At 44.8% G+C, this 26,253-nt stretch carries 28 protein-coding genes and 1 tRNA gene; 15 read left to right on the plus strand and 14 right to left on the minus strand.

Annotated features, from left to right (window positions below):
* Both HY811_04075 and HY811_04080 read right to left on the minus strand, forming a co-directional pair.
* Positions 1-291 (minus strand): hypothetical protein, encoded by a 291-nt coding sequence (locus tag HY811_04075; protein ID MBI4833982.1) that lies wholly within the window; start codon positions 289-291, stop codon positions 1-3.
* Positions 292-310: 19 nt separating this feature from the next.
* Positions 311-775 carry a hypothetical protein gene (locus HY811_04080; GenBank protein ID MBI4833983.1) on the minus strand — a complete coding sequence of 155 codons (465 nt, stop codon included), beginning with the start codon at positions 773-775 and terminating at the stop codon, positions 311-313.
* Positions 776-1,114: 339 nt separating this feature from the next.
* Here HY811_04080 and HY811_04085 point away from each other — a divergent pair, with 339 nt between their 5' ends.
* The 4 genes from HY811_04085 (at position 1,115) to HY811_04100 (ending at position 5,335) form a co-directional block, all read left to right on the plus strand.
* Positions 1,115-1,966 (plus strand): pantoate--beta-alanine ligase, encoded by an 852-nt coding sequence (locus HY811_04085; GenBank protein MBI4833984.1) that lies wholly within the window; start codon positions 1,115-1,117, stop codon positions 1,964-1,966.
* Positions 1,963-2,820: a 4-(cytidine 5'-diphospho)-2-C-methyl-D-erythritol kinase gene (gene ispE, locus HY811_04090; protein MBI4833985.1), complete on the plus strand. Its 858-nt coding sequence runs from the start codon at positions 1,963-1,965 to the stop codon at positions 2,818-2,820. The genes HY811_04085 and ispE overlap by 4 nt, the downstream gene beginning before the upstream one ends.
* Before the next feature lie 25 nt (positions 2,821-2,845).
* Positions 2,846-3,274 carry a septation protein SpoVG family protein gene (locus HY811_04095; protein MBI4833986.1) on the plus strand — a complete coding sequence of 143 codons (429 nt, stop codon included), beginning with the start codon at positions 2,846-2,848 and terminating at the stop codon, positions 3,272-3,274.
* A 216-nt stretch (positions 3,275-3,490) separates the two neighbouring features.
* Positions 3,491-5,335 (plus strand): hypothetical protein, encoded by a 1,845-nt coding sequence (locus HY811_04100; GenBank protein ID MBI4833987.1) that lies wholly within the window; start codon positions 3,491-3,493, stop codon positions 5,333-5,335.
* Between the two features lie 7 nt (positions 5,336-5,342).
* Here HY811_04100 and arsB read toward each other — a convergent pair whose 3' ends face one another.
* The 10 genes from arsB to HY811_04150 form a co-directional block, all read right to left on the minus strand.
* Positions 5,343-6,386 (minus strand): ACR3 family arsenite efflux transporter, encoded by a 1,044-nt coding sequence (arsB, locus tag HY811_04105; protein ID MBI4833988.1) that lies wholly within the window; start codon positions 6,384-6,386, stop codon positions 5,343-5,345.
* 6 nt (positions 6,387-6,392) lie between these two features.
* The gene (locus HY811_04110; protein ID MBI4833989.1) at positions 6,393-6,806 is read right to left on the minus strand and encodes an arsenate reductase ArsC; all 414 of its coding nucleotides are present in this window, start codon (positions 6,804-6,806) and stop codon (positions 6,393-6,395) included.
* Between the two features lies 1 nt (position 6,807).
* Positions 6,808-7,488 carry a hypothetical protein gene (locus tag HY811_04115; GenBank protein MBI4833990.1) on the minus strand — a complete coding sequence of 227 codons (681 nt, stop codon included), beginning with the start codon at positions 7,486-7,488 and terminating at the stop codon, positions 6,808-6,810.
* Between the two features lie 5 nt (positions 7,489-7,493).
* Entirely contained in the window at positions 7,494-7,949 is a 456-nt protein-coding gene (locus HY811_04120; GenBank protein MBI4833991.1) for a thioredoxin family protein, read from the minus strand.
* Between the two features lie 12 nt (positions 7,950-7,961).
* Positions 7,962-8,768, minus strand: a complete 807-nt coding sequence (gene arsM / locus HY811_04125) for an arsenite methyltransferase (GenBank protein MBI4833992.1) — start codon at positions 8,766-8,768, stop codon at positions 7,962-7,964.
* 9 nt (positions 8,769-8,777) lie between these two features.
* Entirely contained in the window at positions 8,778-9,023 is a 246-nt protein-coding gene (locus HY811_04130; protein MBI4833993.1) for a TM0996/MTH895 family glutaredoxin-like protein, read from the minus strand.
* Between the two features lie 27 nt (positions 9,024-9,050).
* Positions 9,051-9,608 (minus strand): Fe-S cluster protein, encoded by a 558-nt coding sequence (locus tag HY811_04135; GenBank protein MBI4833994.1) that lies wholly within the window; start codon positions 9,606-9,608, stop codon positions 9,051-9,053.
* Complete coding sequence (locus tag HY811_04140) at positions 9,608-10,774, minus strand: permease (protein MBI4833995.1); 1,167 nt, start codon at positions 10,772-10,774, stop codon at positions 9,608-9,610. The genes HY811_04135 and HY811_04140 overlap by 1 nt, the downstream gene beginning before the upstream one ends.
* A complete protein-coding gene (locus HY811_04145) occupies positions 10,774-11,148 on the minus strand; it encodes a winged helix-turn-helix transcriptional regulator (GenBank protein MBI4833996.1) in 375 nt (124 codons plus the stop codon). Before HY811_04145 ends, HY811_04140 begins: the two co-directional genes overlap by 1 nt.
* A 216-nt stretch (positions 11,149-11,364) precedes the next feature.
* Positions 11,365-12,633, minus strand: a complete 1,269-nt coding sequence (locus HY811_04150; protein MBI4833997.1) for an EF-hand domain-containing protein — start codon at positions 12,631-12,633, stop codon at positions 11,365-11,367.
* Between the two features lie 323 nt (positions 12,634-12,956).
* Here HY811_04150 and HY811_04155 point away from each other — a divergent pair, with 323 nt between their 5' ends.
* The 3 genes from HY811_04155 (at position 12,957) to HY811_04165 (ending at position 15,838) form a co-directional block, all read left to right on the plus strand.
* Entirely contained in the window at positions 12,957-13,799 is an 843-nt protein-coding gene (locus HY811_04155; GenBank protein MBI4833998.1) for a bifunctional methionine sulfoxide reductase B/A protein, read from the plus strand.
* A 140-nt stretch (positions 13,800-13,939) separates the two neighbouring features.
* Complete coding sequence (gene glpX, locus HY811_04160) at positions 13,940-14,899, plus strand: class II fructose-bisphosphatase (protein ID MBI4833999.1); 960 nt, start codon at positions 13,940-13,942, stop codon at positions 14,897-14,899.
* A gap of 111 nt (positions 14,900-15,010) precedes the next feature.
* A complete protein-coding gene (locus HY811_04165; GenBank protein MBI4834000.1) occupies positions 15,011-15,838 on the plus strand; it encodes a hypothetical protein in 828 nt (275 codons plus the stop codon).
* Between the two features lie 895 nt (positions 15,839-16,733).
* Here HY811_04165 and HY811_04170 read toward each other — a convergent pair.
* Complete coding sequence (locus HY811_04170) at positions 16,734-17,600, minus strand: protein kinase (protein MBI4834001.1); 867 nt, start codon at positions 17,598-17,600, stop codon at positions 16,734-16,736.
* Between the two features lie 339 nt (positions 17,601-17,939).
* Here HY811_04170 and HY811_04175 point away from each other — a divergent pair.
* The 8 genes from HY811_04175 to HY811_04210 all read left to right on the plus strand — a co-directional run bounded on the left by HY811_04175 (position 17,940) and on the right by HY811_04210 (position 25,365).
* A tRNA-Phe gene (locus HY811_04175) sits at positions 17,940-18,011 on the plus strand.
* 88 nt (positions 18,012-18,099) lie between these two features.
* Entirely contained in the window at positions 18,100-18,951 is an 852-nt protein-coding gene (locus HY811_04180; GenBank protein MBI4834002.1) for a transketolase, read from the plus strand.
* 37 nt (positions 18,952-18,988) lie between these two features.
* Entirely contained in the window at positions 18,989-19,573 is a 585-nt protein-coding gene (locus HY811_04185; protein MBI4834003.1) for an HAD family phosphatase, read from the plus strand.
* Positions 19,570-20,109 carry an epoxyqueuosine reductase QueH gene (locus tag HY811_04190; protein ID MBI4834004.1) on the plus strand — a complete coding sequence of 180 codons (540 nt, stop codon included), beginning with the start codon at positions 19,570-19,572 and terminating at the stop codon, positions 20,107-20,109. The genes HY811_04185 and HY811_04190 overlap by 4 nt, the downstream gene beginning before the upstream one ends.
* Positions 20,110-20,111: 2 nt before the next feature.
* Positions 20,112-21,350 (plus strand): SpoIID/LytB domain-containing protein, encoded by a 1,239-nt coding sequence (locus tag HY811_04195; protein ID MBI4834005.1) that lies wholly within the window; start codon positions 20,112-20,114, stop codon positions 21,348-21,350.
* A gap of 48 nt (positions 21,351-21,398) precedes the next feature.
* Positions 21,399-23,342 carry a glycosyltransferase gene (locus tag HY811_04200; GenBank protein ID MBI4834006.1) on the plus strand — a complete coding sequence of 648 codons (1,944 nt, stop codon included), beginning with the start codon at positions 21,399-21,401 and terminating at the stop codon, positions 23,340-23,342.
* Positions 23,339-24,517, plus strand: coding sequence for a glycosyltransferase family 4 protein (locus HY811_04205; protein ID MBI4834007.1), 1,179 nt, complete (start codon positions 23,339-23,341; stop codon positions 24,515-24,517). Before HY811_04200 ends, HY811_04205 begins: the two co-directional genes overlap by 4 nt.
* Positions 24,514-25,365, plus strand: a complete 852-nt coding sequence (locus tag HY811_04210) for a hypothetical protein (protein ID MBI4834008.1) — start codon at positions 24,514-24,516, stop codon at positions 25,363-25,365. Before HY811_04205 ends, HY811_04210 begins: the two co-directional genes overlap by 4 nt.
* Positions 25,366-25,398: 33 nt before the next feature.
* Here HY811_04210 and HY811_04215 read toward each other — a convergent pair whose 3' ends face one another.
* The gene (locus HY811_04215) at positions 25,399-26,253 is read right to left on the minus strand and encodes an AAA family ATPase (protein MBI4834009.1); all 855 of its coding nucleotides are present in this window, start codon (positions 26,251-26,253) and stop codon (positions 25,399-25,401) included.

A 26,253-nucleotide genomic window follows, 5' to 3' on the forward strand; every position in this document is an offset into this window, starting at 1 on the left:
TTACAGCAATCCGGCCGCGCGTGATAAGAACGGGAAATACTTTATTACCTTGCGGCGTTCCAGCATGCGGAATAACGTATAGATGTCTTCGCTTAAATCAACCTGCTGGAATTTATCGGAGACGGCATGAATCCGTTCGAGCTGTTTAAACAAGGTGTACAATTCCGGTTCAATCGCCTTCACCTTTTTTTCTATTTCCTCCGGTGTCATGTCTATGATTTGCTCCATGAATTTTGCCACAGTGTCGAATGCTTCGCCGCTTTGGACTGCCACAGCCTGCTTATCAGTCATAACTGCTCCTTTCTAACTATTAAGATGAACGATAGATAAACTTTTCAAAATCCGTTGAATGTTCCTTGAGCCATCCTGAGAGTTCTTTCCATTTTTCCAGACCCCAGACTTCGATGTGGTTGATTGCACCGGTAATCATGATATCCCTTTTTAAATCGGCCGAAGTTATTAAACGCAAGGGGACAACGATTCTCCACTGGGCATCAACCTTGCAGAATTCCGTATCGCTGGCAAGTTTTCTCATATACCAGCGGACTTCTTCTTTTTCCTGCGCGGCTTTGGCAATCCAGTCGGTATGTTCCTTCCACGCTGCTTCAGGATAAATTGCCAGACAGTTTGATATGGAGTTGTTATGCTCAATCCTATTTACGGAAACATAGACACCGATTTCTGTTTCCCCTTGAGGGAAAAAGTTACGGAATTTAGAAGGGATTACCAATCTTTTCTTCGTATCCAGCGTAAATTGAAACTGCCCGACAAACATATCGTTTCCTCTATATTATTCCCTAGTATTCCACTATATGGGATTTCATGGGATATTCTACCTATTATTATCGGTAAGTCAAGAAATAATACTTTAATTAATAAATTTTATTGATATCTTCGATAATAGCACGCCCTGAAAGCGTCTAAAATAGCCAGTTACAAGGCGTTATCTACCGTAGATTAAGATAAATAAAATTTTCATATATTTTATATTTTTTTGGAACGATATTTTACTAAAATGGCATATCCCACTTTATGGGATAACAGCTCCAAATAAACCCAGAAATAGGACATTTTTGATTGACATTCGTTTTATATCTTTTTACACTCGCTAGTTATGGTTATCATAAAGACAATCAACGGCCTTAAAAAACTAATTCGCGCTTGGAAAAAGAAAGGTGTGAAAATAGGCTTCGTTCCGACCATGGGCGCCTTACATGAGGGCCATATAAGCCTTATCAAAAAGGCGCGTCGGGAATCCGATAGAGTTGTGGTTAGTGTATTTGTTAACCCTACACAGTTTGGGCCCAAGGAGGATTTGAAAAAATATCCGCGTCCGTTCAGGCATGATATCCGTTTATGCCGCCTAAATAAAGTCGACCTTGTTTTTTCTCCTGCGGTAAATCAAATGTATTCTGGATTTGGTCCTGTTCCTAAAACATATATTGATATGGAAAAACTACCGGATAAACTTTGCGGGCGTTCACGACCGGGGCACTTCCGCGGGGTGATGACAGTGGTGGCCAAGCTGTTTAACCTGGTTGAGCCGGATACCGCGTATTTCGGGCTGAAAGATTACCAGCAGTCGTTAATTATAAGTAAGATGGTTAGTGACCTCAATATTAATACGGTTATTAAAACGCTTCCAACGTTCCGCGAAAAAGACGGACTGGCAATGAGCTCGCGCAATAAATATCTTACCGCCAGTCTGCGCGCCAAAGCTGCCTGTCTTTATCAGGCGCTTGGCATGGCAAAAAAACTTATCGCAAGCGGAGAATATTCATCATCCAAGATAATCAAAGAAATGGCGCGATTTATGAAAAAGATCAATAAGGCCCGCATTGATTATATCGCTATCGTTGATCGTGATACGCTGGAAGATTTGCCGAAGGTTAAAAAAGGCAAGACCCTGATTGCGTTGGCGGTTTTTCTTGATAAAACACGTTTGATAGATAATACACTTGTATGAAAAAACTCCTGATTAATTCCCCTGCAAAGGTAAATCTTTTCCTGGAAGTGATTGGCAAGCGTCCCGATGGTTATCACGAACTGGAAACAGTAATGCAGGAAATATCGCTTTGTGACAGGCTTCAGCTCCGACAGATAAATAGAGGGGTGCGCATAAAAACGGATTATCCTGGATTGCCTATCGGTTCTTCCAATCTTGTGTATAAAGCCGCCATACTCCTGCAAAAACGGTATGATATTAAAAAAGGCGTGGAAATAACCATATCCAAAAAGATTCCTGTTGGTGGGGGATTGGGTGGGGGGAGTTCCAATGCCGCTTATACCCTTAAGGGATTGAATAAATTATGGAACCTCGGTCTTTCTCAGCTTGAATTGGCCATTCTTGCGCGGGAAATCGGTTCCGACGTCCCGTTTTTCATATACGGCAAAACCGCGCTCTGCAAAGGACGCGGTGAAATCGTGTTCCCTCTCCAAAATCCTTCCCAATTCCGCTACCTCATCGTTTATCCGGGGGTTTCCGTCCCTACCAAAAAAATATACCAAAATTTAATTTTCCGCTTGACAAAACGAAAATTATTTTGTAAACTATTGGCGTCAAACCAACCGGTATATGGCCAAGGCATGAATATGTTTAACCGGCTGGAAGAAACGACCTTGGCGTTATATCCTGTTTTAAGGGGCGTGAAAAGGGAAATGATGAGTTGCGGAATTGAAAAAGCTATGCTCTGTGGAAGCGGCAGTTGTTTTTTGGGAATTGTTTATACTGCAAAGGAGGTGAGAAAAGCACTTAAACGATTTTCCGAAAACAAGATACTCAGCCGTGCGACTGTTTTCCATGCCCGGAGCATCTTGTGAGATACATTTATTAAGGGAGGGGAGTATGGAAATTTCTGAAGTGAATATCAGGCTTTTGGATAGCCGCAACGATAAGCTACGCGCTTTTTGCAGCATTACCATTGATAATGCTTTTGTAGTTCGCGACCTTAAAGTAATTGACGGTGCAAAAGGGATCTTTGTTGCCATGCCTAGCCGCAAGATAACCTGCCGGTGTATAAAATGCCGCACTAAAAACTTCGTAAAGTCTAACTTTTGTAATGAATGCGGCACGAAAATGGTTCATGCAATCGTTCCGGACAAAACCGGCCGCCCTAAAATCTATGCCGATATTGCACACCCGATTAATAGCCAGTGCCGTAATATGATACAGGATAAGGTTCTTGCTGCTTTCCATGCTGAGAAGCAAAACTCCAAAAAAGAAGGATATAAGCCACCGGTTGGCGCGGTGTCGCATGATGATATCGAAGATTAGGCGGGAATAACTTGTTGTTCAACTTTCTTGCTCCGTTTAAATTAAGGAGAGCTGATTCATACGGCGTTCCTGCCAAAGGCATATGACCTCCGGGATAATAGGGTCGTTCGGCAGTCGCAAATCTTTCAAACCACAAATAACCGCTTTATAGTTCGTCTTTACACTCTCTATTATTCTTGCCAAAATTACGGTTCATCTGTAAAATCCTTAGCACAAATGAAAATGGTTCTTTATAAGTCAGCAAAGCCTTATACACGTTGGTGGTGGTTTGCCGGAGAGATTAAAAAAGATGATATTGCCTTTCAGTTGGATTGGGTAAAGGAAAATAATTTCGGCGGGGTTGAAATTGCCTGGCTTTATCCGTTGAAGAAATCACCGCATACCCCGAAATGGCTGAGTTCGGAATGGGACAAAGTGGTTGCTTTTGCCAAGAAATACGCTACTTCAATCGGACTAGGATGCGATTTCACTTTCGGCTCACTCTGGCCGTTTGGCGGAACGATTGTTCCCAAAAAAGATGCTTCAAGGAACTTTTACGGAATATCATGCCAGAAGATTGACCGTGCCTGGGAAATGCATTTTAATAAGCAAGGTTATGTTCTTAATCATCTTAACCGTTTTGCCCTTGTGCGATATTCAAAGAAAATGGGTAAAGCGCTTGCCCCAGCACTGAAAATCGCCCCTGCTGCCTTGTTCTGCGATTCCTGGGAAGTGGATACCGAGAAGTTGTGGACACTTGATCTTGATAAGTCATTCCTTGAAAAATACGGTTACTCGGTTAATAAATACATGCAGGAAATAGACAGGTATCCCGATGTCCGTTACGACTACCGTAAGCTCATTGCCGAATATATTCTGGATGAATTTTATAAGCCTTATACGGAAATATGCCATAAGTTAGGTGCTTTTTCCAGGGTGCAATGCCACGGCTCACCGACCGACCTTTTGGCAAGTTATTCTTACGCGGATATACCAGAATCTGAAGCGATACTCTTTGACCCGGAATTTTCCGTTATCACTGCTTCAGCCGCCTTACTTTCAGGCAGGAATATCGTTTCTACCGAAGCATTTACCTGCATCTACGGATGGATTCCGTATCCCGGTCCCGGACAATTCCAGAAGAAAGAGCAAACTGCTGATATGAAACTTATGGCAGATGCGCTTTTTGCCAACGGTGTTAATCAGGTAATCTGGCATGGCATGCCGTATAATCCGCAAAACTCCGATAACCGCTTCTATGCATCTGTTCACGTCGGGCCGGATAGTTCCTTCGCTGACGAAATTACCGCTTTCAATAAATATATGCAAAAGGTTTCTTCCATCATGAGATTAGGCCGGGTGTATTCGGATGTCGCGGTATATCTTCCGATTGAAGATACCTGGATGGCGAATACTCTTCCCAGGAAACTACAAAAACCCAGCGCAAAGTATCACTGGGAAATGCACTATACCAGAACTCCTCCTGAACTAAAAGGCCATCATCCATTATGGATATCATCATATTTCCTTAAAAACGCTAAATATAAAAAAGGTTTGCTTAGGTGTGGTAAGGCGGAATTTACCTCTTTATATATAAATTCAAAATGGCTGGATATGGATGGGTTAAAACATATACTCCGCCTGGCAAAAGAGGGTTTGCCTGTATGCCTCACGCAAATACCCAGACAGCCGGGCAGGATAAAAAGTCCTGATTATAAAACCATGTTAAAGGAATTGGTCTCACTCAAAAATGTCTCAAGCAGTTTCAATAAAATAGCGGTAAGGGCAGCATTGGTTATCGGGAAAAACCTGCCTGATTTCTGGTGCCGTGAAAAAGGGAATGGAAAGTATATCTTCTTTGCACATCCTAAGGCGCAGAACCTGACATATCCCTTAAAATACGGTTATTCATTTACCAAAGGCGTTATTAGAAAGTCTATTAGGATATGGGTAAAAGGAGTCTATAAGAAAATAACGCTTGTATTCAAACCGTATCAGTCAATTATTCTCAAAATAGACGCAAGCGGCAGAATAAAACCAATCAAGGTCGATTTCATTCCTAAAACACCGGTGGTTTCGTAACAGGCGGTCATTTAAAGTATTTGCGCTTAAAGTAAAAAGCGACGTTAACCAGCCCTATCATTACAGGTACCTCAATCAACGGTCCGATTACCGCGGCAAAGGCCTCCTTGGATTGTATGGTAAAAACCGCCACGGCTACGGCAATGGCTAATTCAAAGTTGTTGCTTGCTGCCGTAAACGATAGGGTGGTGCTTTGTTCATACGTTGCCCCGATTTTCTTGCTGAGGAAGAAAGAAACAATGAACATCACCACAAAATAAATTAATAGCGGAATGGCAATCCTGACCACATCCATCGGTATTTTGACGATGTATTCGCCTTTTAGCGAGAACATTACTATAATGGTAAAGAGAAGCGCAATTAAAGTAATCGGACTGATAACCGGGATAAAAGATTTCTCGTACCATTCCTTGTTCTTTAGTTTTATCAAAGTGAATCTGGTGACCATCCCGGCTATAAACGGGATTCCCAAATAGATAAAGACACTCTTTGCAATCTGCCCGATGGTAATCTGGACGGCGGCGCCCTCAAGCCCGAACCAGGTGGGCAGAACCGTGATAAATACCCAGGCATAGACCGAGAAAAATAACACCTGGAAAATAGAGTTGAAAGCCACCAGTCCTGCGGCATATTCACAATCGCCTTTGGCCAGGTCGTTCCAGACAATGACCATGGCAATGCAACGTGCCAGTCCGATAAGTATCAATCCGCGCATATAAGCCGGTTCGTTATGGAGGAATATTATGGCAAGCGCGAACATCAGTGCCGGCCCGATTACCCAGTTCTGGATGAGCGACAGAATTAATACTTTGATATTCCGGAAGACATCGCCGAGTTCTTCGTATTTCACCTTGGCAAGCGGCGGGTACATCATGAGTATGAGTCCAATGGCAATCGGAATGTTTGTAGTGCCGGACTGGAATTTATCCCAGAAACCTACGATTGAAGGCACAAAATATCCGAGCCCAACTCCGATGCCCATGGCCAGGAATATCCACAAGGTCAGAAAACGGTCGATAAACGATAATTTCTTGTCTTCACACTTGTTCATAGCTCTTTACCTTTCGATTAATTGACTGATAATCTTATTTTTTATTTCATCCCGGACTTTTCTGAATATGGTTAGAATTTCTTCTTCAGTGCCTTTAGCATCTGCCGGATCAGGCATACCCCAATGCAGTTTTATCGCCTTTCCCGGAAAGAAAGGGCAGGTTTGCCTGGCATTATCGCAGAGAGTTATGACGTAATCAAAGGACTTGTTAATAAATTGCGATACATCTTTTGAATATTGGTTAGAAATATCAATCCTGATTTCAGCCATTGCTTTTATTGCAAATGGGTTAATTGGAGACGGTTTTATTCCGGCGCTCGTGACCTCAAACTTATCGCCTGCCATATGCCGTAATAATCCTTCTGCCATCTGGCTTCGTGCGGAGTTGCCGGTGCAAAGGAATAAAGCTCGTTTCTTCATATTACGCAGTCCAGATAAAATAAAGGCCGACAACAATAATTAAAACAGCCGCTATTTTCTTTATAATATCAACGGCCGTTTGAGCCCCTTTAGATTCAAGCAATCCGCGCGCCGCTCCGATTGAAGTCCCTACTACCACGATTAAAGCGCAATGCCCTAATCCATAGCATAACATCAGTGTTCCGCCAAATAGATTACCCTTTAAAGGAATAAACGAGATAATTAACAAAAGAGCTGGCCCGGTGCATGGAAGGGATATGAAACCGAACAGTACCCCGAACAAAAGTGCGCCAATTGCGCCGGTATATTTGGGTAATTTATCTTGCGATATCGGCAGGCGAATCTGGAAAACTTCAAGAAAATGGAGTCCCAGGAGTATGCAGATTGCCGCAATAACATAATTCATCCAAGCTCCTCTGAAGAACGGTGCTATCGATGCCATGATTGTGAAAAGCAATGCTAATTGGATGGCAAAACCGAGCACCAAAAGAAGTGAATACAGGAATGCCTTCTTTGTTGTTATCCCATTCTTTACCCCACCGATAAATCCCATGATAAGAGGAACCATTATTAGGACGCAAGGGTTCATTGCGGTGAGCAACCCCCCAAAAAAGGCTCCAAAGAAAGCCAGCCATCCGCCGGACTGAATCAGCTGGTTAAAAAAATCAACTACCGTTTCCATTATGGTTATTTCCTTTCTGCGGCAGATACGTCAATATTCATCTTTTTAAACTGTTCCAGTATTTCCTCGCGGGAGAAAAAACCTTCGTGACGAAATACTTCTTTGCCGCCTGCGTCGTAAAACACCTGGGTCGGGATTAGCCTGATTCCATATGACCGGCTGGTGTCAGGGTTTTCGTTTACGTCAATAAACTCAACGCTTACTCTGTCCTTAAAATCGTCTTTTAGTTGTTCTAGTATCGGAGCCATTTTTTTGCAGGGAATACATTTAACCGAGCCTAAATCCACGAGCCTCGGCAGCGCTTTCGCCGGTTCGCTGATTACCGGCTCTTTGGTTTCAGCCGGACCGGGTGTCTGCGCGTTTCCCGATGCGTGGTTATCCTTCTCCGATTTTATGTAAACCATAGTTCCAATGGCCAAAGCGAGGATTACTATTATCCCTATCTTAATTCCTTTACTCATAAAAGGTCCTTTCTATTTACAGCCTTCTACATAAATGCTTGTTACATAATTATGGATTGATTTGCCTTTGGGTAAATTATCCTTAAGTGATTTACAAAATGGGTCATTGGTATCATCACTCACAAATGTATATTTCTTGGGGGTAATTTTTACTCTTCTAAACCCGGCTGATTCCATTATTGCTTTATATTCACCAACCAGGATTGCTCCGCTGATACAGCCGACATACGCTTTGATATTCTTTGCGATACTCGCCGGTAATTCTTTTAATAAAGCCATATCGGAAATGGCTACTTTTCCGCCCGGTTTTAATGTTCGGTGGATTTCCTTGAATACCTTTTCCTTGTCCGGCGACAGGTTAATCACGCAGTTGCTGATAACCACATCAATTGAACCGTTTTCCACAGGAAGGTTTTCAATCTCTCCCAATTTGAATTCTACGTTGGTGATTCCGGCCTTCCGTGCGTTCCCTCGCGCCTTTTCTATCATTTCCGGCGTCATATCCACGCCGATTACCTTTCCTTTTGCGCCGACTTTGTTGGCGGCGATAAAACAATCGATTCCCGCGCCCGAGCCGAGGTCTAGCACGGTTTCGCCTCTTTTAAGATTAGCCAATGCAGTCGGATTTCCGCAACCCAGCCCCAGATTGGCATCGTTTGGGATGGCGCTTAAGTCCTTTTTGGAATAACCTATGGCAGAGGCAATGCCTTGTGTATCCCCGCAACAGGAACTTCCGCTCCCGCATCCGCACCCGCTATTCGCTTGGGCAATCTTACCGTAGGCTTTTTTGACTGTCTTTTTAATGTCTTTCTTATGCATAAATCTCCTTTACTTTTGAAGGTTAGAGTTTATCAGGCTTTTTATGTCATCTTTATTCGGGACTTTTCCCGCTACTTTGACTTTGCCGTCTATGACTAGCGCCGGAGTCATCATCACCCCGTAATTCATAATCTCATTTATTTTCTCCACCTTGACAAGCTCCGCCTGAACCCCTGACTCCTTAATCGCCTCGCTGGTTAATTCATACAGTTTCTTGCACTTGGGGCACCCGGTTCCCAATATTTCTATCTTCATCTTAAATCTCCTTCCTTTTAAGTTTAACTAAACATCCGAAAACGGTGCAGGCACACTGTACCCGCAAGATTTTAAGAGCCTGATAAGCTCATTGCGTTTTTCATTATATTTGCCTGAGAATAAATCAGTGCAGACCATAATATTCTTTTCATCATTTGCCAGTTTCACCGCAAAAGCCATGCAGGCCGGTTCGCCGCATTTCCGGCAATTCGTCGCAGGCAGCAATTTATATATATCAAGGGGTAATAACCTTTTTCTGCGTTCATAATTCGGCGTAATCGTATCCCGCTTGTTATAACAATCATTGACTATCGTTTTAAACCATTCGATTAATTCCTGCGCGTCTTTAAGGTCGATTACCTTGCCGGCGGCTAATTGCCTTGGTTGTATCCCGATTAATCGGACGTCTTTTTTCATCGTGATGCTCGGGCCGTCCTTATTATAAATTGCATCGTCAATGACCGCATTAAGATAAGGCATAATCTCCGAGATATTAATATCCAGCTCCGCGATAAACCTGATTCGCTCCGGCATCGCGATGCAGGGCATCGTCTTAATTATCGTTACGTTGTTTAAATAAGGCATTAGAACCACGCTCCATAAATCATCCCGCTGATTGTTGCCATAACTACCACCAGCGAAACATATGTTAACATTTTCTTGGTTCCGATAATCTGCCTGATAACTACCATGCTGGGCAATGACAGTGCCGGACCGGCAAGCAAAAGCGCCAGGGCAGGCCCTTTTCCCATTCCGGAGCCTATCAGTCCCTGCAGAATCGGCACTTCGGTCAGGGTGGCAAAATACATTAATGCTCCGGCAACAGACGCAAAGAAATTAGCAAACAGGCTGTTTCCTCCGACCAGTGTTTCTATCCATTTGTTTGGAATCAGGGATTCATGGCCCGGCCTGCCTAAAAGGAAGCCTGCCACGAAGACCCCCGCAAAGAGCAGAGGGAATATCTGTTTGGCGAATCCCCAGCTGGAATCCACCCACGAAACCAATTCATTCTTTTTAAACCATTTCTTCAGCATTATTGCTAAAATTAAGAGCAGCCCGGCGCTGATAATCCACTTAGCTTTATAAATTGCCTGCCAGGCGTGCATCGTTTCATCTTTTCCCCAGTTGGCAAAGACCAGAATTCCGCACATCACCGCGAAATATAATGTATTCATTCCCAAAGTTCGTGAGCCTTTTTCCTCTTCAGGCACGACTAAATCGGCGGCGGATTGCTTGTTTAGCTCTTCCTTGCGGAATATGAGATGCATTAATAATCCTATGACTACGGCAAAAACTATCGCGCCGACCGCCCGGGCAATCCCCATTTCCAATCCGAGGACGCGTGCGGTGAGTATGATAGCCAGGACATTGATTGCTGGCCCTGAATAAAGGAATGCCGTGGCCGGGCCGATGCCGGCGCCGCATTTGCAGATTCCGGCAAAGATGGGAAGAACCGTGCACGAGCAGACCGCTAAGACACTTCCGGAGACAGAAGCAACCGAATATGCCAGCCATTTATTCGCTTTGGCGCCGAAATATTTCATCACGGCGCCTTGGCTCACGAAATTCGAAATCGCTCCCGCAATGAAAAAAGCCGGAACCAAACATAACATCACATGCTGGCGGGCATAATCCTGGAGCATATAAAATGATTCCATCAGGGCGTTTTGGATACTTAAGCGTTCAAACGGGATAAAATAAGCCAGAAGGAACACCCCGATTATCAGGAATAGCTTCGTCCGTTCTTTCATTATTCATTTTCTCCTTTACAGCATTTTAATCTCAGGCATAAAAGCCCCCGGTTTTTCAAGCCTGCCAGGCGTTGGTATTCCGTTTTGAAAGAGGGGGGTTTGCCCAGCGTCTTTTTAAAGAATGATGCCGTCTCTTTTAAATAACCGTTTAATGCCTTGCGGCGTATCCCGTAGACAATCCATTTCCCTTCACGCCGCGAATCAATGAGATTATGGTTTTTCAAAATTGCCAGGTGCTGGGAAACGCAGGATTGGTTAATCTTTAAAATATCCATTAGCTCGCACACGCACATGGATTGGGTGGAAAGCAGTTTGATAATTTTGACTCTGGTCGGGTCTGAAACGAGCTTGCCGAAATCAATCAGCGCTTTCATTGTTAATTCCTTTCGAATGGATTAACATATTCGTTTATACGAATATGTTATCATAGCGGGAATGAAATGTCAAGAAAACTTAGTAACCGTGCTCTTAAAGGCGAATCGCACGAATTTTAGAAGGAGTGTGTTTTGCGGTTATTATTTTGCTTGGCTAATCCCGCTCCTATCTCCCCGGCGTAATACCGGGGAGATAGGTGGTATCGGATTGGCGTATTATTTCTTGCGCTTGGGAGTAGGCTTGTGTTTTGGCGCAGGCGTCTTATTCTTGCCCTTGAAGAAATTATCGTTCCAGCCGTGGTTGTTATCCCATGCGTTTTCCTTGCGGTCGCGGACGTTTTCTTTCCTGTCGCGGACGTCCTCGCGTTTGTCACGGCGGTCTTCAGCCCGGTCGAACTTGTCTTCTAACTTGTCTTTTTTGCCGCCGTCGTGTTTGCTGTCCCAGATATCCTCACGCTTGTCGCGGACGTCTTCGTGCCTGTCGCGGACGTTTTCATTCCGGTCACGGACATTCTCGCGCCGGTCCCAGGTATCCTCACACCGGTCTAACCTCAACCAGTGCTTTTCCATGTTTCCCCCCACCACAGGGTGGTTTTCCAGCCACTTTTTATCCTGCCTGATTTCATGCAACGTTTTGGAGTGCTCCTTTACCCAGTAGGGGTGTGCGGCAAGGGTGTTTAGTTCGTCCGGGTGGTTTTTAATCCATTCGGGTTTTTCCGGGTCGTAATCAGGAAAACGTTTCTTGATATCTTCGACGACTTTCTTTTCTATTTCCCGGTGATGCTCCCGTTCCCACTGTTTTTCGGTTTTGCATTCTTCTAAGCTTAAAATGCCGTCGTTGTTGGCATCGGCGTGCTGGAATCTTTTGCCGTCTTTATAATATTCGAAATCTTTCCGGGCGGCTTTGATTTCATCCATATCGAGTATTCCGTCGTCATTGGCATCGGCGTTATCAAACCGTTCCTGGTCGTAGACTTCCTCGTAAATTTCATCCCGGTTGGCTTTGCGTTTTTCCCAGATTTTTTCCGCGACTTCCGAAATATCGGTGCATTCGCCGCTTTTCTCGCGTTCCTCGCGCCACCTGTCAAGCAGTTCTTCCTGTTTTTCCTGCAATGCGTTGCGTTCGGATTCATCCAGCGTGCCGTCGTTATTGGTATCACCGTGTTTCAGCATGAACCGTTTCTGGGCAGTCCGGAATGCGGTGAAGCGCCTGAGTGTTTCTTTGAATGCGGCGGGGTCCTTTTCCTTGAGCTGCATCAGTTTTTCTTTAAACTTTGCCTTAAACTGTTCCGGGTCGCTGTCGCGCAGGGAAATTAACTCATCCTTGTCATCATTACCCTGTCCGCTGTTGCCGTCACCGATTTGATCAGCTTTGCCGCTGTTCGGGTCGTCTTTGTTGTCGCCTTCGGCATTAACAACAAGGCTTATGCCGAAAATGAGCACGGCAACCGTTGCCGCGGCTAACAGCCATTTTGCCTTTTCCATAGCATTCTCCTTTCTTTAAATATGTTGTATTTGTCTTAAATATATAACACTATACGGCAGGGAAAGTTTCGCAGAAATATTATTATCTTAAAGTAAATAATTCTTGTCACCGGCCGAAAGCCAATATAAAATCAGGGTGTAATGGCATAACACGTGCCCCTGCTGATAAGAGGGGTTTTAAGGATGTTTAGTTTTATATGAAACCGGTATTATATACATTAATCATTGCCTCTATCGCGATTGTTGCGGCATGGGCGGTATGGTTCGGCTCTAAGCCGGCTCCCGAAGCCGCGCCCACTCAAGAGAGAGAAGGAGTAAAAGATATGCCTTATAATGCACTCACCCCTGAAGAGGAAAATGTCATTCTCCGCCGCGGGACCGAACCGCCTTTCAGCGGCAAATACGATGATTTCTTTGAAGAGGGTCTCTATATCTGCCGCCGCTGCAACGCGCCTTTATACCGTTCGCAGGATAAATTCAAATCAGGATGCGGCTGGCCTTCCTTTGACGACGAAATTCCGGGCGCGGTAAAAAGGACTGTTGACCCGGACGGCGCGCGCGTGGAAATCACCTGCTCCCGTTGCGGCGCGCATTTGGGGCATGTCTTCACAGGGGAAGGCATGACGCCCAAGGATACCCGCCACTGCGTCAATTCCATTTCCATGGTCTTCGTGCCGAAGGAAAATCTTAAGAGGGCGATTTTCGCCTCAGGCTGTTTTTGGGGGACGCAATATTATCTCGAGCGGGCTTCCGGAGTCATCACTACGACCGTCGGATATGCCGGCGGAACTAAGGAAAACCCCACTTATGAAGAAGTCTCCAGCGGCAAGACCGGCCATGCTGAATCGGTCGAGGTGGTTTTTGATAACCGCAAGATAACCTATGAAGAACTGGCAAAACTATTCTTTGAGACGCACGACCCAACACAAGTGAACCGGCAGGGGCCGGATATCGGGACGCAATACCGTTCGGCGATATTTTACCTGGATGAGGAGCAGAAAAAGACGGCGGAAAAACTCGTCAAGATTCTGGAGTCTAAAGGCTATAAAGTAGCGACCGAGGTTACGCCGGCCGGAAAGTTTTGGCATGCGGAGGATTATCACCAGGAGTATTATGATAAAAATTCCGGAACCCCTTATTGCCATGTATATACCAAAAGGTTTTAAGGAGTGGTGTGCATAATAATCTGTCGCAGCTCTAGTCGTAAAAAGATTGAATAAGGAAAGGGAAAAGAGTAAAATCCTAACTGATTAACTCATGGACTATTGAACTAGTGAGCTACTGAACATATAAGAAAGGAGCATCTATGGATAGGAATATGGCATTGGAATTTGTCCGGGTAACCGAAGCGGCTGCATTGGGGGCTTCCAAGTGGATGGGGTTAGGCAATGACAAGTCTGCCGACCAGGCCGCCGTGGATTTCATGCGCAAGGCATTTTCTTCAATCAGGTTTGAAGGAACCGTGGTCATCGGGGAAGGCGAACGTGACGAGGCGCCGATGCTTTATATCGGGGAGAAAATCGGCAAGGGCGGCGACCCCAAGCTTGATATCGCGATTGACCCATTGGAAGGGACGACGCTCACCGCCCAGGGGCGGCCTAATGCGATATCGGTCGTGGCGGCGGCGCCGCGCGGCCATTTCCTGAATGCCCCTGATACCTATATGAAAAAGATTGCCGTCGGCCCCTGCGCCGCCGGAGTAATAGATATCAACGCGCCGGTAAAAGACAATGTCCGGGCGGTTGCCAAAAAACTGGGGCGCCCGGTGGAAGCGGTAACGGTAGTTGTTCTGGACCGCCCGCGCCATGCGGATATCATCAAGGAGGTGCGCGAATTGGGAGCCAGGATTTATTTAATCCAGGATGGCGACGTGGCCGCGGCAGTGGCGACCGCTTTTGCCGAAGAATCAGAGGTGGATATGTTATTGGGCATCGGCGGGGCGCCCGAAGGGGTATTGGCAGCGGCGGCATTGCAATGCCTGGGCGGCGATATGCAGGGACAGCTTAAACCACGCAACGAGGACGAGGTGCGCCGCGCCAAGGAGATGGGCATAAAAAACATAGATAAGGTCTTTACCATGGATGAACTGGCCAAGCCTGAAGATATCATGTTTGCGGCGACCGGCGTGACCAACGGGACGTTTTTGAAAGGCGTCCGGTTTATTACCGGAGGTGCGATTACCCATTCGGTGGTGATGCGCTCCAAGACCGGGACGGTCCGTTATATAAAGGCTTACCACAAATTCGCTAAAAAACCGTTATATTAAAGATACGGCGTCTGGTTCAGGGGATACCATATTGAATTGGAATGAGGCAGATTCATCCCGCTTTAGGGGTTTTGTGCCACTCTAAGAGAACCGGGTATTGCAAGATATATTATGGTATCAGAAAAATCGCGCCAATATAACATCACCATTGCCGACATATTAAACGATGAAATACCTCCCGGCATCAAGTTGATGACCTGTTACATATATAATATTAAAGAAAACGGTGGTAATTACGAGCCGGTTCTTGCCAGCAAAGAAACGCAAAAATATGCCGTTGAAGGGAATAATCTTGTTTGTTGCCATTATGATGAGACAGGGGAAATGGTATCTAAAGATGTATTAATAGGCAACGAAGAAGCTAAAACCATCGAGAAACATACTTTCTCCATGCCCGGCGGCGCCTTGTTTTCAAAACATATTTTCAAATACGACAATCACGGCAACTTGGTAAAAGATATTAATTATCTCAACGATGGTGTGCATGTCAATACCGCCCAATATTCCTACGATGACGAAGGAAGATTAACCCAAAGGCAAGCCTGTGATGCCGACGGTATTTCCCAGCAAATCATAAGAATATATGATGCATCCGGCCTTTTAACCGGAGAAGACTATTACGAGGATGATGTTCTGCAGGAAAAAAAGCTCCTTAAATACGACATAAACAACAAAACCGTTGAGACAGTTACATATGAAAATGGACGGGAAAACTGGTCGGAAAGGCATGTCTCCCTTTATGATTCCAATGATAAGGAAATTGAAAAATTATGTTATAATGCTTCGGATGGCTTGTATTTGAAGACTACTTATAAATATGATGTGTTCGGGAACCTTACGGAAGAAATCAATTACACCATAATCAATGAATCCGGGATAACCAAGGAAGTTCCTTTCCATAAATATGTCAACGAATACGAATACCTTGAAAAAGAATAAGAGGTGGGCGTGAAAGGGCGGTGACTATCACCGATTATGTCGGAATCCCGCTATAAACGGGGTAAGCTTGTCACCTGAGGCGACCCTGAATCTTAACCACAGACCCATCCTCTGGCGTGACAAATCAAATTAAATAGAGAATTAGTTCTCAATATATTAGAGATGATACCGCGATATATTCGATTTGTCAGGATTGGAAAAGTGAATTATGAGGGAAATCAAGCAGTTAGAGCAATGAATTATCAGGGGGGCTACCCCTACACCCTTGTACCAGTATTACTACACATAGCTAGCCTTACCCCTACACCTTGATAGCCTTGCCACTACACCTTGATAGCCTTACCCCTGCACCTTGATAACCTTACCCCTGCACCTCGATAGCCTTAGGGCTATACCCCTTAACCAATAGGGCCTCATACCGGTAGCCATACTCCTACACTTAGCTAGCCATATCCCTACACCTTGATAGCCATACTCCTACACCTTGATAACCTTACCACTACACCTCGATAGCCTTACCTCTGCACCTTGATAGCCTTACCTATACACCCCTGTCAAAAAATAAAAAGTGGAAATTTCAAACGGGTTTGAGGATAGATTTAGGATAATATTTCATCGGTGCAAAGCCTTCCGACCGAAGCGTCGGGACAGAGACGCACCCGCCTGCCGGCGAGGCAGGGAGGGATGGAGTTAGGAGGGTAATTCTTCACCGCCGAGACGCGAAGGACGCAGAGATTTGGTTTTAGGAAACGACTTGCTTGTAGTGAGGAACGAACTGTAGTGAGGTTTGTGATGAGGAACGAATCTAAACGAATTTGGGATTTGGAAACAGCTACTTCTATCCGATTTAAAATTGTTCTTTCTTATAATTAATATTTTTATTGTAAAGCTGAAACTATATTAATCGTAAAGCATTCCAAGCCTCAAGGGCTGTTTTAAACCTATATTCATTATGACGTCTTAGTAAAACAGAAATAAAATTGCCTAAAGGAGTCCCCGTTTTTTCAGCCTCAATTCTAGGAGCACCATCAATAATCATTTTATTTATTTGCTCGGGATTCATTGTTTCTTTAAGTGGTAAATCTCCCGTTAGTGAATATAATAAAACAAGTCCTAAGTGATATAAATCTGATTGTTCATTTGAATAGCCATATTGAGAAAGTAAAAGCTCCGGGGGAATAAAACATGGATGAGCTATTTGCGTTCTAGCAATTTGTGGAGACCATGGATCCGTAAATTCTTTGCTAATACCAAAGTCTGATATCTTAAAAATTGCTCCTCGTGATTTAGTTCCTTCAAACACAAGAGTATTGTATATAGTAATATCTCTATGTAATACCTTTTCCTTATGGATAAAATAGATGGCAAAAAGCAATTGCCTTGCGATTTCTCTTACTGTCACTTCATTAGCTTTTCCGCCAACAATTCTAATCCAATCGCATAAATTACCCCAAGCGCGTTCTAGTACGATATAAAAAAGATTATCACAAATAAAAGCGTCATATATTGTCACTACATTAGAGTGACGTAATTTGATAAACAATTTGGTTTCTTGTGCCCATTGAAGATGTACTTCTTCGAATTTCCGATTGGCTGGTTTAAACACCTTTAAAACCACGGAATTTCCAAATAGATCAGCACCCTCAAATACTAAGGCATAGCCACCTGAGTTAATAGGTTGTCCAATAGTATAAATCATGCCAGAACTGGTTGTGATTGTATTGCCTGGCGTTGGCCAAATAACTTTTTTTGTTTCGGTCATAAGTTACTTTCTTGTAATTTTGGGGGATACCTTCCTTGTATCCGTATAATCCGTCCAATTTGCGGTTAATTATATCTTGTTCCCGGTACTTGTCAAGAGATTAATCCGGAGAGGCAGGGCAGTGGCGGGAAGTGAAACGGTGCAGGGGCACATAAGGAGATGCCCTTCTTTCACCCGCATATAATTTTCTTGTGGTGTAGGGCTTAATCCTAACCACTGAAAATCACATTAAAGTTATCATGTAATGATTTTCTTGATTAGTTTTTATGGATTTGATAGTCTTTACCTTTAACTTTGAACCTTTAAACTTTTAAACTCTTAAACAACGATGTTTGACATGGGTAGGTAGCTCAGCGGTAGAGCAGTGGACTGAAAATCCACGTGTCGGCGGTTCGATCCCGCCCCTGCCCAAATTTGCTTAAAGATTACACCGCAAAGACGCAAAGATTATTAGGATTTTTACTCTGTGTGCTCTGTGGTGAAATTAAAGAAATCATAAATGTCTTCCATATCAGACGTTAAGATAAAAGAACTGGAATCGCGCGCCAAGGTCATCCGGCGCCATATCATCAATATGCTTTTCAAATCCGGCTCGGGACATCCGGGCGGCTCGCTTTCCGCGGTAGAGATAATGCTCAGCCTCTATTTCCATAAGATGAAGCATAATCCCAAAGAGCCTTCCTGGCCGGAACGCGACCGGTTCCTTATGTCCAAAGGCCATGGCGCTCCGGTTTGGTACGCGACACTTGCCGAAGCCGGTTATTTCCCGGTAAGCGAATTGGATTCTTTGCGCAAGCTCGGCAATATCCTTCAGGGGCATCCGGATATGAAGCGCACTCCCGGCGTGGAATGTTCCAGCGGCTCGCTGGGGCAGGGCTTATCAATCGCTTCCGGTTTTGCCATGGCCGGCAAGATGGACCTGTCTGCCGTAGCACAGGCAGGTAAGAAATCTTACAAGGTTTACGCGCTGGTCGGCGACGGCGAGGTGCAGGAAGGCCAGATATGGGAAGCGGCCATGTCTTCGGCTCATTATAAACTTGATAATCTTTGCGCCATCCAGGATTATAACGGTCTCCAGATAGACGGCGCCATCAAGGATGTGATGTCTCCTCTGCCACTGGCGGATAAATGGCTCGCTTTCGGATGGAACGTGCTGGAAATTGACGGCCATAATTTCCGGGAAATCATTGATGCCCTGGATAAAGCCGATACCGTAAAAGGAAAGCCGACAATTATCATTGCCCGGACCGTCAAGGGCAAGGGAGTTTCCTTCATGGAAAATAAATCCGAATGGCATGGCAAAACCCCGAGCAAAGAGCAGACGGAAAAAGCCCTGCAGGAACTTCAATAAACATATTCCCCCTTTGCTAAAGAGGGGATAATCTTCAATGATACAAGCGGTCATATTTGATTTCGACGGGACAATCACCAAGCCCTATCTTAACTTCCGTAATATAAAAAAAGATTTAGGCATGCCGGAGGATGAGATATATCTCCTTGAAAAGATGTATGAACTGCCTGAGCCGGAGAAAACGCGGGCATTCGGGATACTGGCAAGGCATGAGGCGGAAGCGGTTGCCAATTCGGAATTGAATGAGGGTGTCCATGAATTGCTGGATTTCCTTGCCAAGCGCAATATCAAGGCGGCTCTCTTGACCAGGAATTCAGCCAAGTCAATGAAAGAATCCTGCCAAAAGCACGGCATTTGTTTCGATTTGATTGTTACGCGGGAAGATGCCTCTGCCAAGCCAAAGCCGGACGGCATACTCCTGGCAAGCCGTAAGATGAAAATAGGGCTGGATAAAATAATCATGGTGGGGGACTACCTTTTTGATATCATGGCTGGCAAGAATGCCGGGGTTAAGACGGTCTTGATAACCAACGGGCATAAATATGACTGGGAAGTGAAGAGCGATTTTACCATAAAGAGTTTAATCGAGTTGAAAGATTTAATAGAAACGGGTTTAATATGAAACTGCTTTTGCATATCTGTTGCGTGGTGTGCGCCTGCGCCCTGGCGGATAAATTCAGGAAAGAGGGGACAGAGGTCACCGGATATTTTTATAATCCGAACATACATCCTTTCCAGGAATTCCTGAAGCGACTGAAAGCGGTTAAGACCTTTGCGGAACAGGAAAAGATAAAGGTATATTACGATGAAACCTACGGGCTGGATAGTTTTATGGGCGCGATAGGAACTTCGGCAAAGACGCATGATAAGGAAAGGTGCCCGAAATGCTACCGGATGAGATTGGAAGAAGCTGCACGAAAGGCGCATGAATTGGGGTGCGATGAATTTACTTCCACGCTTATCGTAAGTCCCCAGCAGAACCAGGAGATTATCAGGAAAACCGGGGAAGAAATGGCTAACCGGCATAATGTAAAATTCCGATATGAAGAGTTAACAGGGCATTATCTTTTAGGCAAGGAAACGGCTAAGAAACGGATGCTTTACCGCCAGCAGTATTGCGGCTGTATCTTCAGCGAGGCGGAAAGGTATTTGGGATAAAGATGAAACAGATTTACGCTTTACTAATAACTGTTTACTGCTTACTTTATATCTCTTGCGTGTCCGCCACGCCTTATTACCGTTATCAAACCAAAGCAATTACGATAAAAGGGCCGCCTGATATCCAGGTGCTATTGACAGCGACGGAAGGCGAGGGCAAGGTGTCCATTAGCACGACATCCGATTACAAGGTGTATCAATATACTTTTGAAAGGCAAAAGCATTTTTTGGGGGCGGTTATTGATGATAGGCGCGAGGTTACTAATGGCGCGGTGTATTCTAAAAACGGCAGTATCTATTTTGATAATCATGGTTTGAAATCAGACGATATTGTAATCAAGCCATATTCAGGATTGGTTACGATAGGCATCGGGAAAGAGAAGCGCTCGTATCGCGGGATGCTCAGGATTAAGGCGCTTGGTAACAGCAAGGTTTTGGTCGGCAACATACTGGATTTGGAATCTTACCTTTACGGCGTTATCGGGAGCGAGATGGATACGAGCTACCCGTCATTTGCGCTGGCCGCCCAGGCGATTGCCTCAAGGACGTTTGCCTTGTTTAAGATTAAAGAAACTTATTACCGCCTTGGCATGGGTAACAACAAGCCCGAGGCTGATTTTGATGTCACGGCTAATATTTATTCCCAGGTTTACCGGGGCGAGGAGCGCGCTGATTCCAGGGCGATAGAGGCGGTGAACACCACCCGCGGGGTGTACCTGGAATATAACGGCAAGATAATATATTCCATTTTCCACGATACCTGTGGCGGCGCCACCGAGCCGGGCGATGTGGTTTTTGGGTTAACCTTGATTCCACCATTGCATGGGGTGACCTGCGGATTTTGCTACCATTCCAAATTCAGCAATTGGAAAGCGTCATTCAGCGAACGGGAGATTATTGAAAAACTTAAAGCGGATGATGTCAAGCGGATAGATGAAATCATGGCTGCCAGGTCCGCGCCGGGAGGGCATATTACGTCTATTGGGCTTAAGGTGTCAAATGACTATACCAAGATAATGGACGCGCAGAAGTTCCGCATCGCGCTCGACCCGAATAGATTAAGAAGCACCAAGTTAAAGGTCGTCAAAGACGGTGACATGTTCGAGTTCACCGGCGAGGGCTGGGGGCACGCGGTCGGTTTATGCCAGGAAGGCGCCAACGGCATGGCGTTAAAAGATTTTAATACACTTCAAATATTAGAATATTATTACCCTGAATGCAGGGTGGTAAAGATATATTAAGCATTTCCTGTAATATTTTAATAACATTACGTTAAAATACAACAAGATATGATAACCGTTTCCGTCGTTTCCGGGAGAAGCCCAGATTATCTGAAAAGGTGTTTGCGCTCCCTGTCCGAAAACGGCCAGGGGCTGATTTCCGAAGTGGCAGTGATTGATAATATCGCTTCCTATGACGTTGCCGCTATCGTCAAGAAAAGTTATCCTTCCGCGCGTATTATCAGTAATGACAAACTTAAAGGGTTTGCGGAAAACCATAATCAGGTTTTAAGGAAACTCAATACGCCTTACGCGCTGGTGATTAATGATGATATAGAATTCGGGGCGGATTGCGTTAAGCGTCTGTATGATTTTATGGAAAGCCATCCTGATGCTGGTTTAGCCGGGCCGCTGTTACACGCCGGTTCATGGGATGGGAAAAGGCAAACTGCTGGCGGGTCGGTTAAGCCGATAGTTCCTGTCCATATCAAAACGATTGTTTGGAATTTGATGAAATTATTAAGGGTTGATGATTTGTTTGATAAATGGCGCGGGTATCAGCGTGGGCTGGATAAATCCGGTGCGTTTAACTTGGGATATATCAGCGGCGCGTGCTGCCTGATGCGTAAAAAAGCCCTGGATGAGGTTGGCACATATGATGATAAATTTTACATGTATCTGGAAGATGCTGATTTGGGTAAACGGATGATTGGAAAGGGATGGAAATGCTATCAGGTTCCTGATGCTGAAGTCGCGCATTACGAAGGGAAGTCGTTTTCGTTTAAAACATATAAATGGATTATCCAAAGTGCTGTTTATTATGCGGGTAAATATTATGGGATAATCAATCAGGTTACTACCTGGATTTTGGCAATAACATTGCGGATTGTTGCGTCTTTTATGCTGCCGCAGGATGTTTCAAAGTCGGATTTCTCAAGGAAGGTGTTAAATCCGAAACGCATTCTGGTATTAAAATTAGGCGGAATCGGAGATGTTTTATTGATCAGCCCAGCTCTGCGAAGCTTGAAACAGAGGTTTCCTGATGCCTCAATCAGTTTAATCGCCGAGCGGCATTCAGCGGAAATCATCAAGGGTTCGCCGTATATCGATGATTATATCCTGATGCCGCCGTTATACGATACGCCTTTGCGGATTGCCAGAGAATTATTCGGGCTGTTGGGATTGGCCTGGTATTTGGCATTTAATAAATATGATGTTTACATCGAATTCCAGAATCTTTATTCCAAGCGGGGGATTATTAAGCCATTGCTGATAGGTTATCTAAGCGGCGCCCATCGAAGGTTCGGGCTGGATGCGCATCATCGGGGTTTTTTCCTGACTGATAAAATCCATGACGATGAATTCCAGAACAGGCACAATATCCAAAAATATTTAGATGTGGTGAAAACGCTTGGCGCGGATGATACATACCAAACGCCGGAGATTGCTGTTTCCAGGAGTGACACGGGGTTTGCCGCTGAGTTTGCCAAGAAGCATGGAATTACGGAAAATGATTTCCTTATCGGCATTCACACGGGAGGTAATCCGTCTTATCCTGTGAGAACGAGCTGGCTGCCGGAGAGGTTTGCCGAGGTTGCTAATGTTCTTGCTGATAAATATCAAGCGAAGATATTGCTTACCTCCGGACCGTCTGATTTATCCATAGTCAGCCAAATAAAAGAGCGGCTGAATAAACTGCCGGTTATCCTTTCCGGAGCCTCAATAAAACAATTAGCTGCCGTTATTCAGCATTGTAAGATTTTTATAAGTAATGATGCCGGGCCAATGCATATTGCCGTGGCGATGAAGGTGCCGGCAATCGGAATATTCGGCCCAGGACATTGGCCGTCATACGGCTCGTATCCTCCGGAAGCAAAGTTTATAGCGCTATATAAAAAGATTGATTGCTGGCCGTGTAATGATTTAAAATGCATTTCCAGGGAGTGTATGAAGCTAATAACGGTTGATGATGTGCTTAACGCCGTTAATATGCTGATAAATAAAGTGAAATGATAGCTCGTAAGATAAAAGTTATTCAGGTGATAACGCGCCTGATTAAAGGCGGGGCGCAGAAGGTATGCCTTGACCTGGTTGAAGGCTTGCCCAAAGATATTTACGAGGTCTACCTGGTTTCAGGGAACGCCACCGGCAGTGAAGGTTCTTTGTGGGAGAGAGCCAAAGGCGTAAAGGATATAAAAATCAGGCTTGTCCCTGAAATGGAACGGGAGATTTCACCTTTGCATGATATAGTTGCCTTGCTAAAGTTATACCATCATTTTAAAGTAATTAAGCCTGATATTGTTCACAGCCATACTTCCAAAGCCGGTTTTATCGCCTGCCTGGCCGCGCGGATGGCTGATGTGCCGGTAATTATTTATTCCCCGCACGGCCATTTATTTGCCCCGCAGGCTAAGATACCAAGCGTTTCCGGAAGTTTCTGGCGGTTAAAATTATTTTATTCTTTAAGGAAATTTGCTTCTTCGCTGGCTACAAAGGTGATTGCCTTGAATCACGCGGATAAGGATGAACAGGTGAAATTAGGTTTAGCTGGCGAGGGAAAATATGAAGTTGTATATAACGGAGTTGATATACCCGATGATGGATTGCTGGTTAATGTTTCTAATCAACTAAGGGATGATAAACCTTATCCGGTGCTGGTTACAGTGGGGCGCTTGACCCCGGAAAAAGGGCAGGTGTATTTATTGGACGCGGTTAAAGAACTGAAGGTTGATTATCCGGATATAAGGCTGGTGATTATCGGAGATGGCTCGCTAAAGCGCCAATTAAAGAGGCATACTGAAATCCTGGGCATTGAGGGAAATGTCAGTTTTCCCGGGATTCAGGATGAAATCGGCCCGTATCTTAAAGATTCCGATATATTTGTTTTGCCGTCGCTTTATGAAGCATTTGGGATTGTCCTCTTAGAGGCAATGGCGAATATGAAGCCGGTTGTTGCCAGCCGGGTTAACGGGATTCCTGAAGTGGTGGAAGAGGGCGTTTCCGGCATTTTGGTGCCTCCTGCTAAAAGCACTGAATTAGCTGAAGCGATAAAAAAGCTTGCTTTTGATAATGAACTTGCGCAAAGAATAGGTGAAGAAGGTTATAAGAGGGTGAAGATGTTATTTACCAGGGAAAAGATGATAATAAAGTTTGATAAGCTTTATCAGCAATTATTGGAAAATTTATGAAGATAATGATTTTTACTCCTGATGAGCACTTTCACGCTCCTATTATCTTGCGGGAAATAGGGCTTAAAAATACCTGCCCGAACCCGTCCGAACGGCTCGTCCGGGCGGATGACCCGGTCAGGCGGGACGGCGATGAAATTATGGTCGTGACAACCCCAAAGCTGGGGAAAAAAGGGTTTCTTCTCGGCTTAGCGCACCTGGTAAAGCAGTCAGGCATTGATTATTTGGTTTCCATGGCCGTAATCAAGCTGTCTTATTTCTTTCTGGGGATAGCGGAGAAAATAATGATGACACCGTTTTCCGAAAGGAAGTTTATATCGGTTAAAGAGGCTATTAATAACAACAATTTAAAGAAAATCTGGTTTAAGAATATTAATAGCCGCAAGGCAGAGTCATTTATTAAGGACTATAATCCCGATATTATTCTTGTCATCTTTTTCAATCAGATAGTCGGTAAGCGGATAATGGAAATCCCGCGCTCTGGGATTATTAATATACATCCTTCGTATCTGCCTTCGTATCGCGGAATCAGCCCGTGTTTCTGGGTTTTGGCTAATAATGAACCGACAACGGGGATTACCGCGCATTATTTATCTTCAGGGATTGATGTTGGTAACATAACCTGGCAGGAGAAAATAGCGATAGAGCCGGACGATACTTTTTTCAGCCTTTACCGCCGGTGCGCCCGGAAAGGCGCGGAAAATATTTTTAAGGTGTTGGGAAAGGTTAAAAGCGGGGAAAAAGGAATCGTTCAGGATGAAAGGAACGCAACTTATTTTTCCGATATCACTTCGAATGCCGTGCGCCGATTCCGCAGGAACAGGCGTAAATTTGGCTGGTTAATGTGACAAATTATATCAAGAAGAAAGTCGCAATGATACTTAGGACGAAATGCCTTCTGTTTCTTTTATCACATCCTGGATAATATCGGCATCTATCTGCGAAAGGTTTTTACCGTATGCGGCCAACAGCGCGATATTGCAGATATGGTTTATGCGTCTGGGGATGCCGCCTGAGCCTTCGAATATCAAATGAGATGCTTGTTCAGTGAAAAGTGATTCCGGCTTGCCGGGCGCACACCGGTTTATCTCGCAGCCGGCGACCTTTAAGCGGTGTTCGATGTATTTCTTGGTTTCCTCCTCATTCAGGCGCTCTAAATGGCATCGTATTGCAATCCTTTGCGCTAATTGCTTGATGTTATCCACATTGCGGGTCAATTCCGGCTGGCCGGCCAGTAACAGTGAAAGCAAGAACCTGTCATGCAGTTGGAAATTCAAAAGCAGCCGGATTGATTCCATGATGGTTTTATCCTCAATGATATGCGCTTCGTCTATGATTAACACCGTGCTTTTTCCGTCCGACCAGTTATTGCGCAGGGTTTCCTCTATCTTTTCCACCAGGAAATCAGCCATTATTTCCGATTTCTTTTCCGGTAGGTTGGGCACTCCCAGGTGATAAGCGATAGAGCGGAGTAGTTCAACATGCGATAATTGGGGGTTTGAGATATAGGCGATTTTATAATTGCCTGCCTGGGTAAGTTCCTTTATGAGCGTCTGGATGACCAGTGTTTTGCCGCACCCAAAGATGCCGCTCAACATCGCCGCGCCTAATTGTTCCTGCATCGCGTACATCAGGCGGTTGAGAGATTCTTCATGCTGCGCCGAATAATAGAAAAACCTTGGGTCAGGCGTATTCTGGAACGGCTTTTCTTTTAATCCCCAATATTTTTCGTACAT

The sequence above is a fragment of the Planctomycetota bacterium genome, from assembly GCA_016207825.1.
In the GTDB taxonomy this organism is placed as follows: Bacteria; Planctomycetota; MHYJ01; order JACQXL01; family JACQZI01; genus JACQZI01.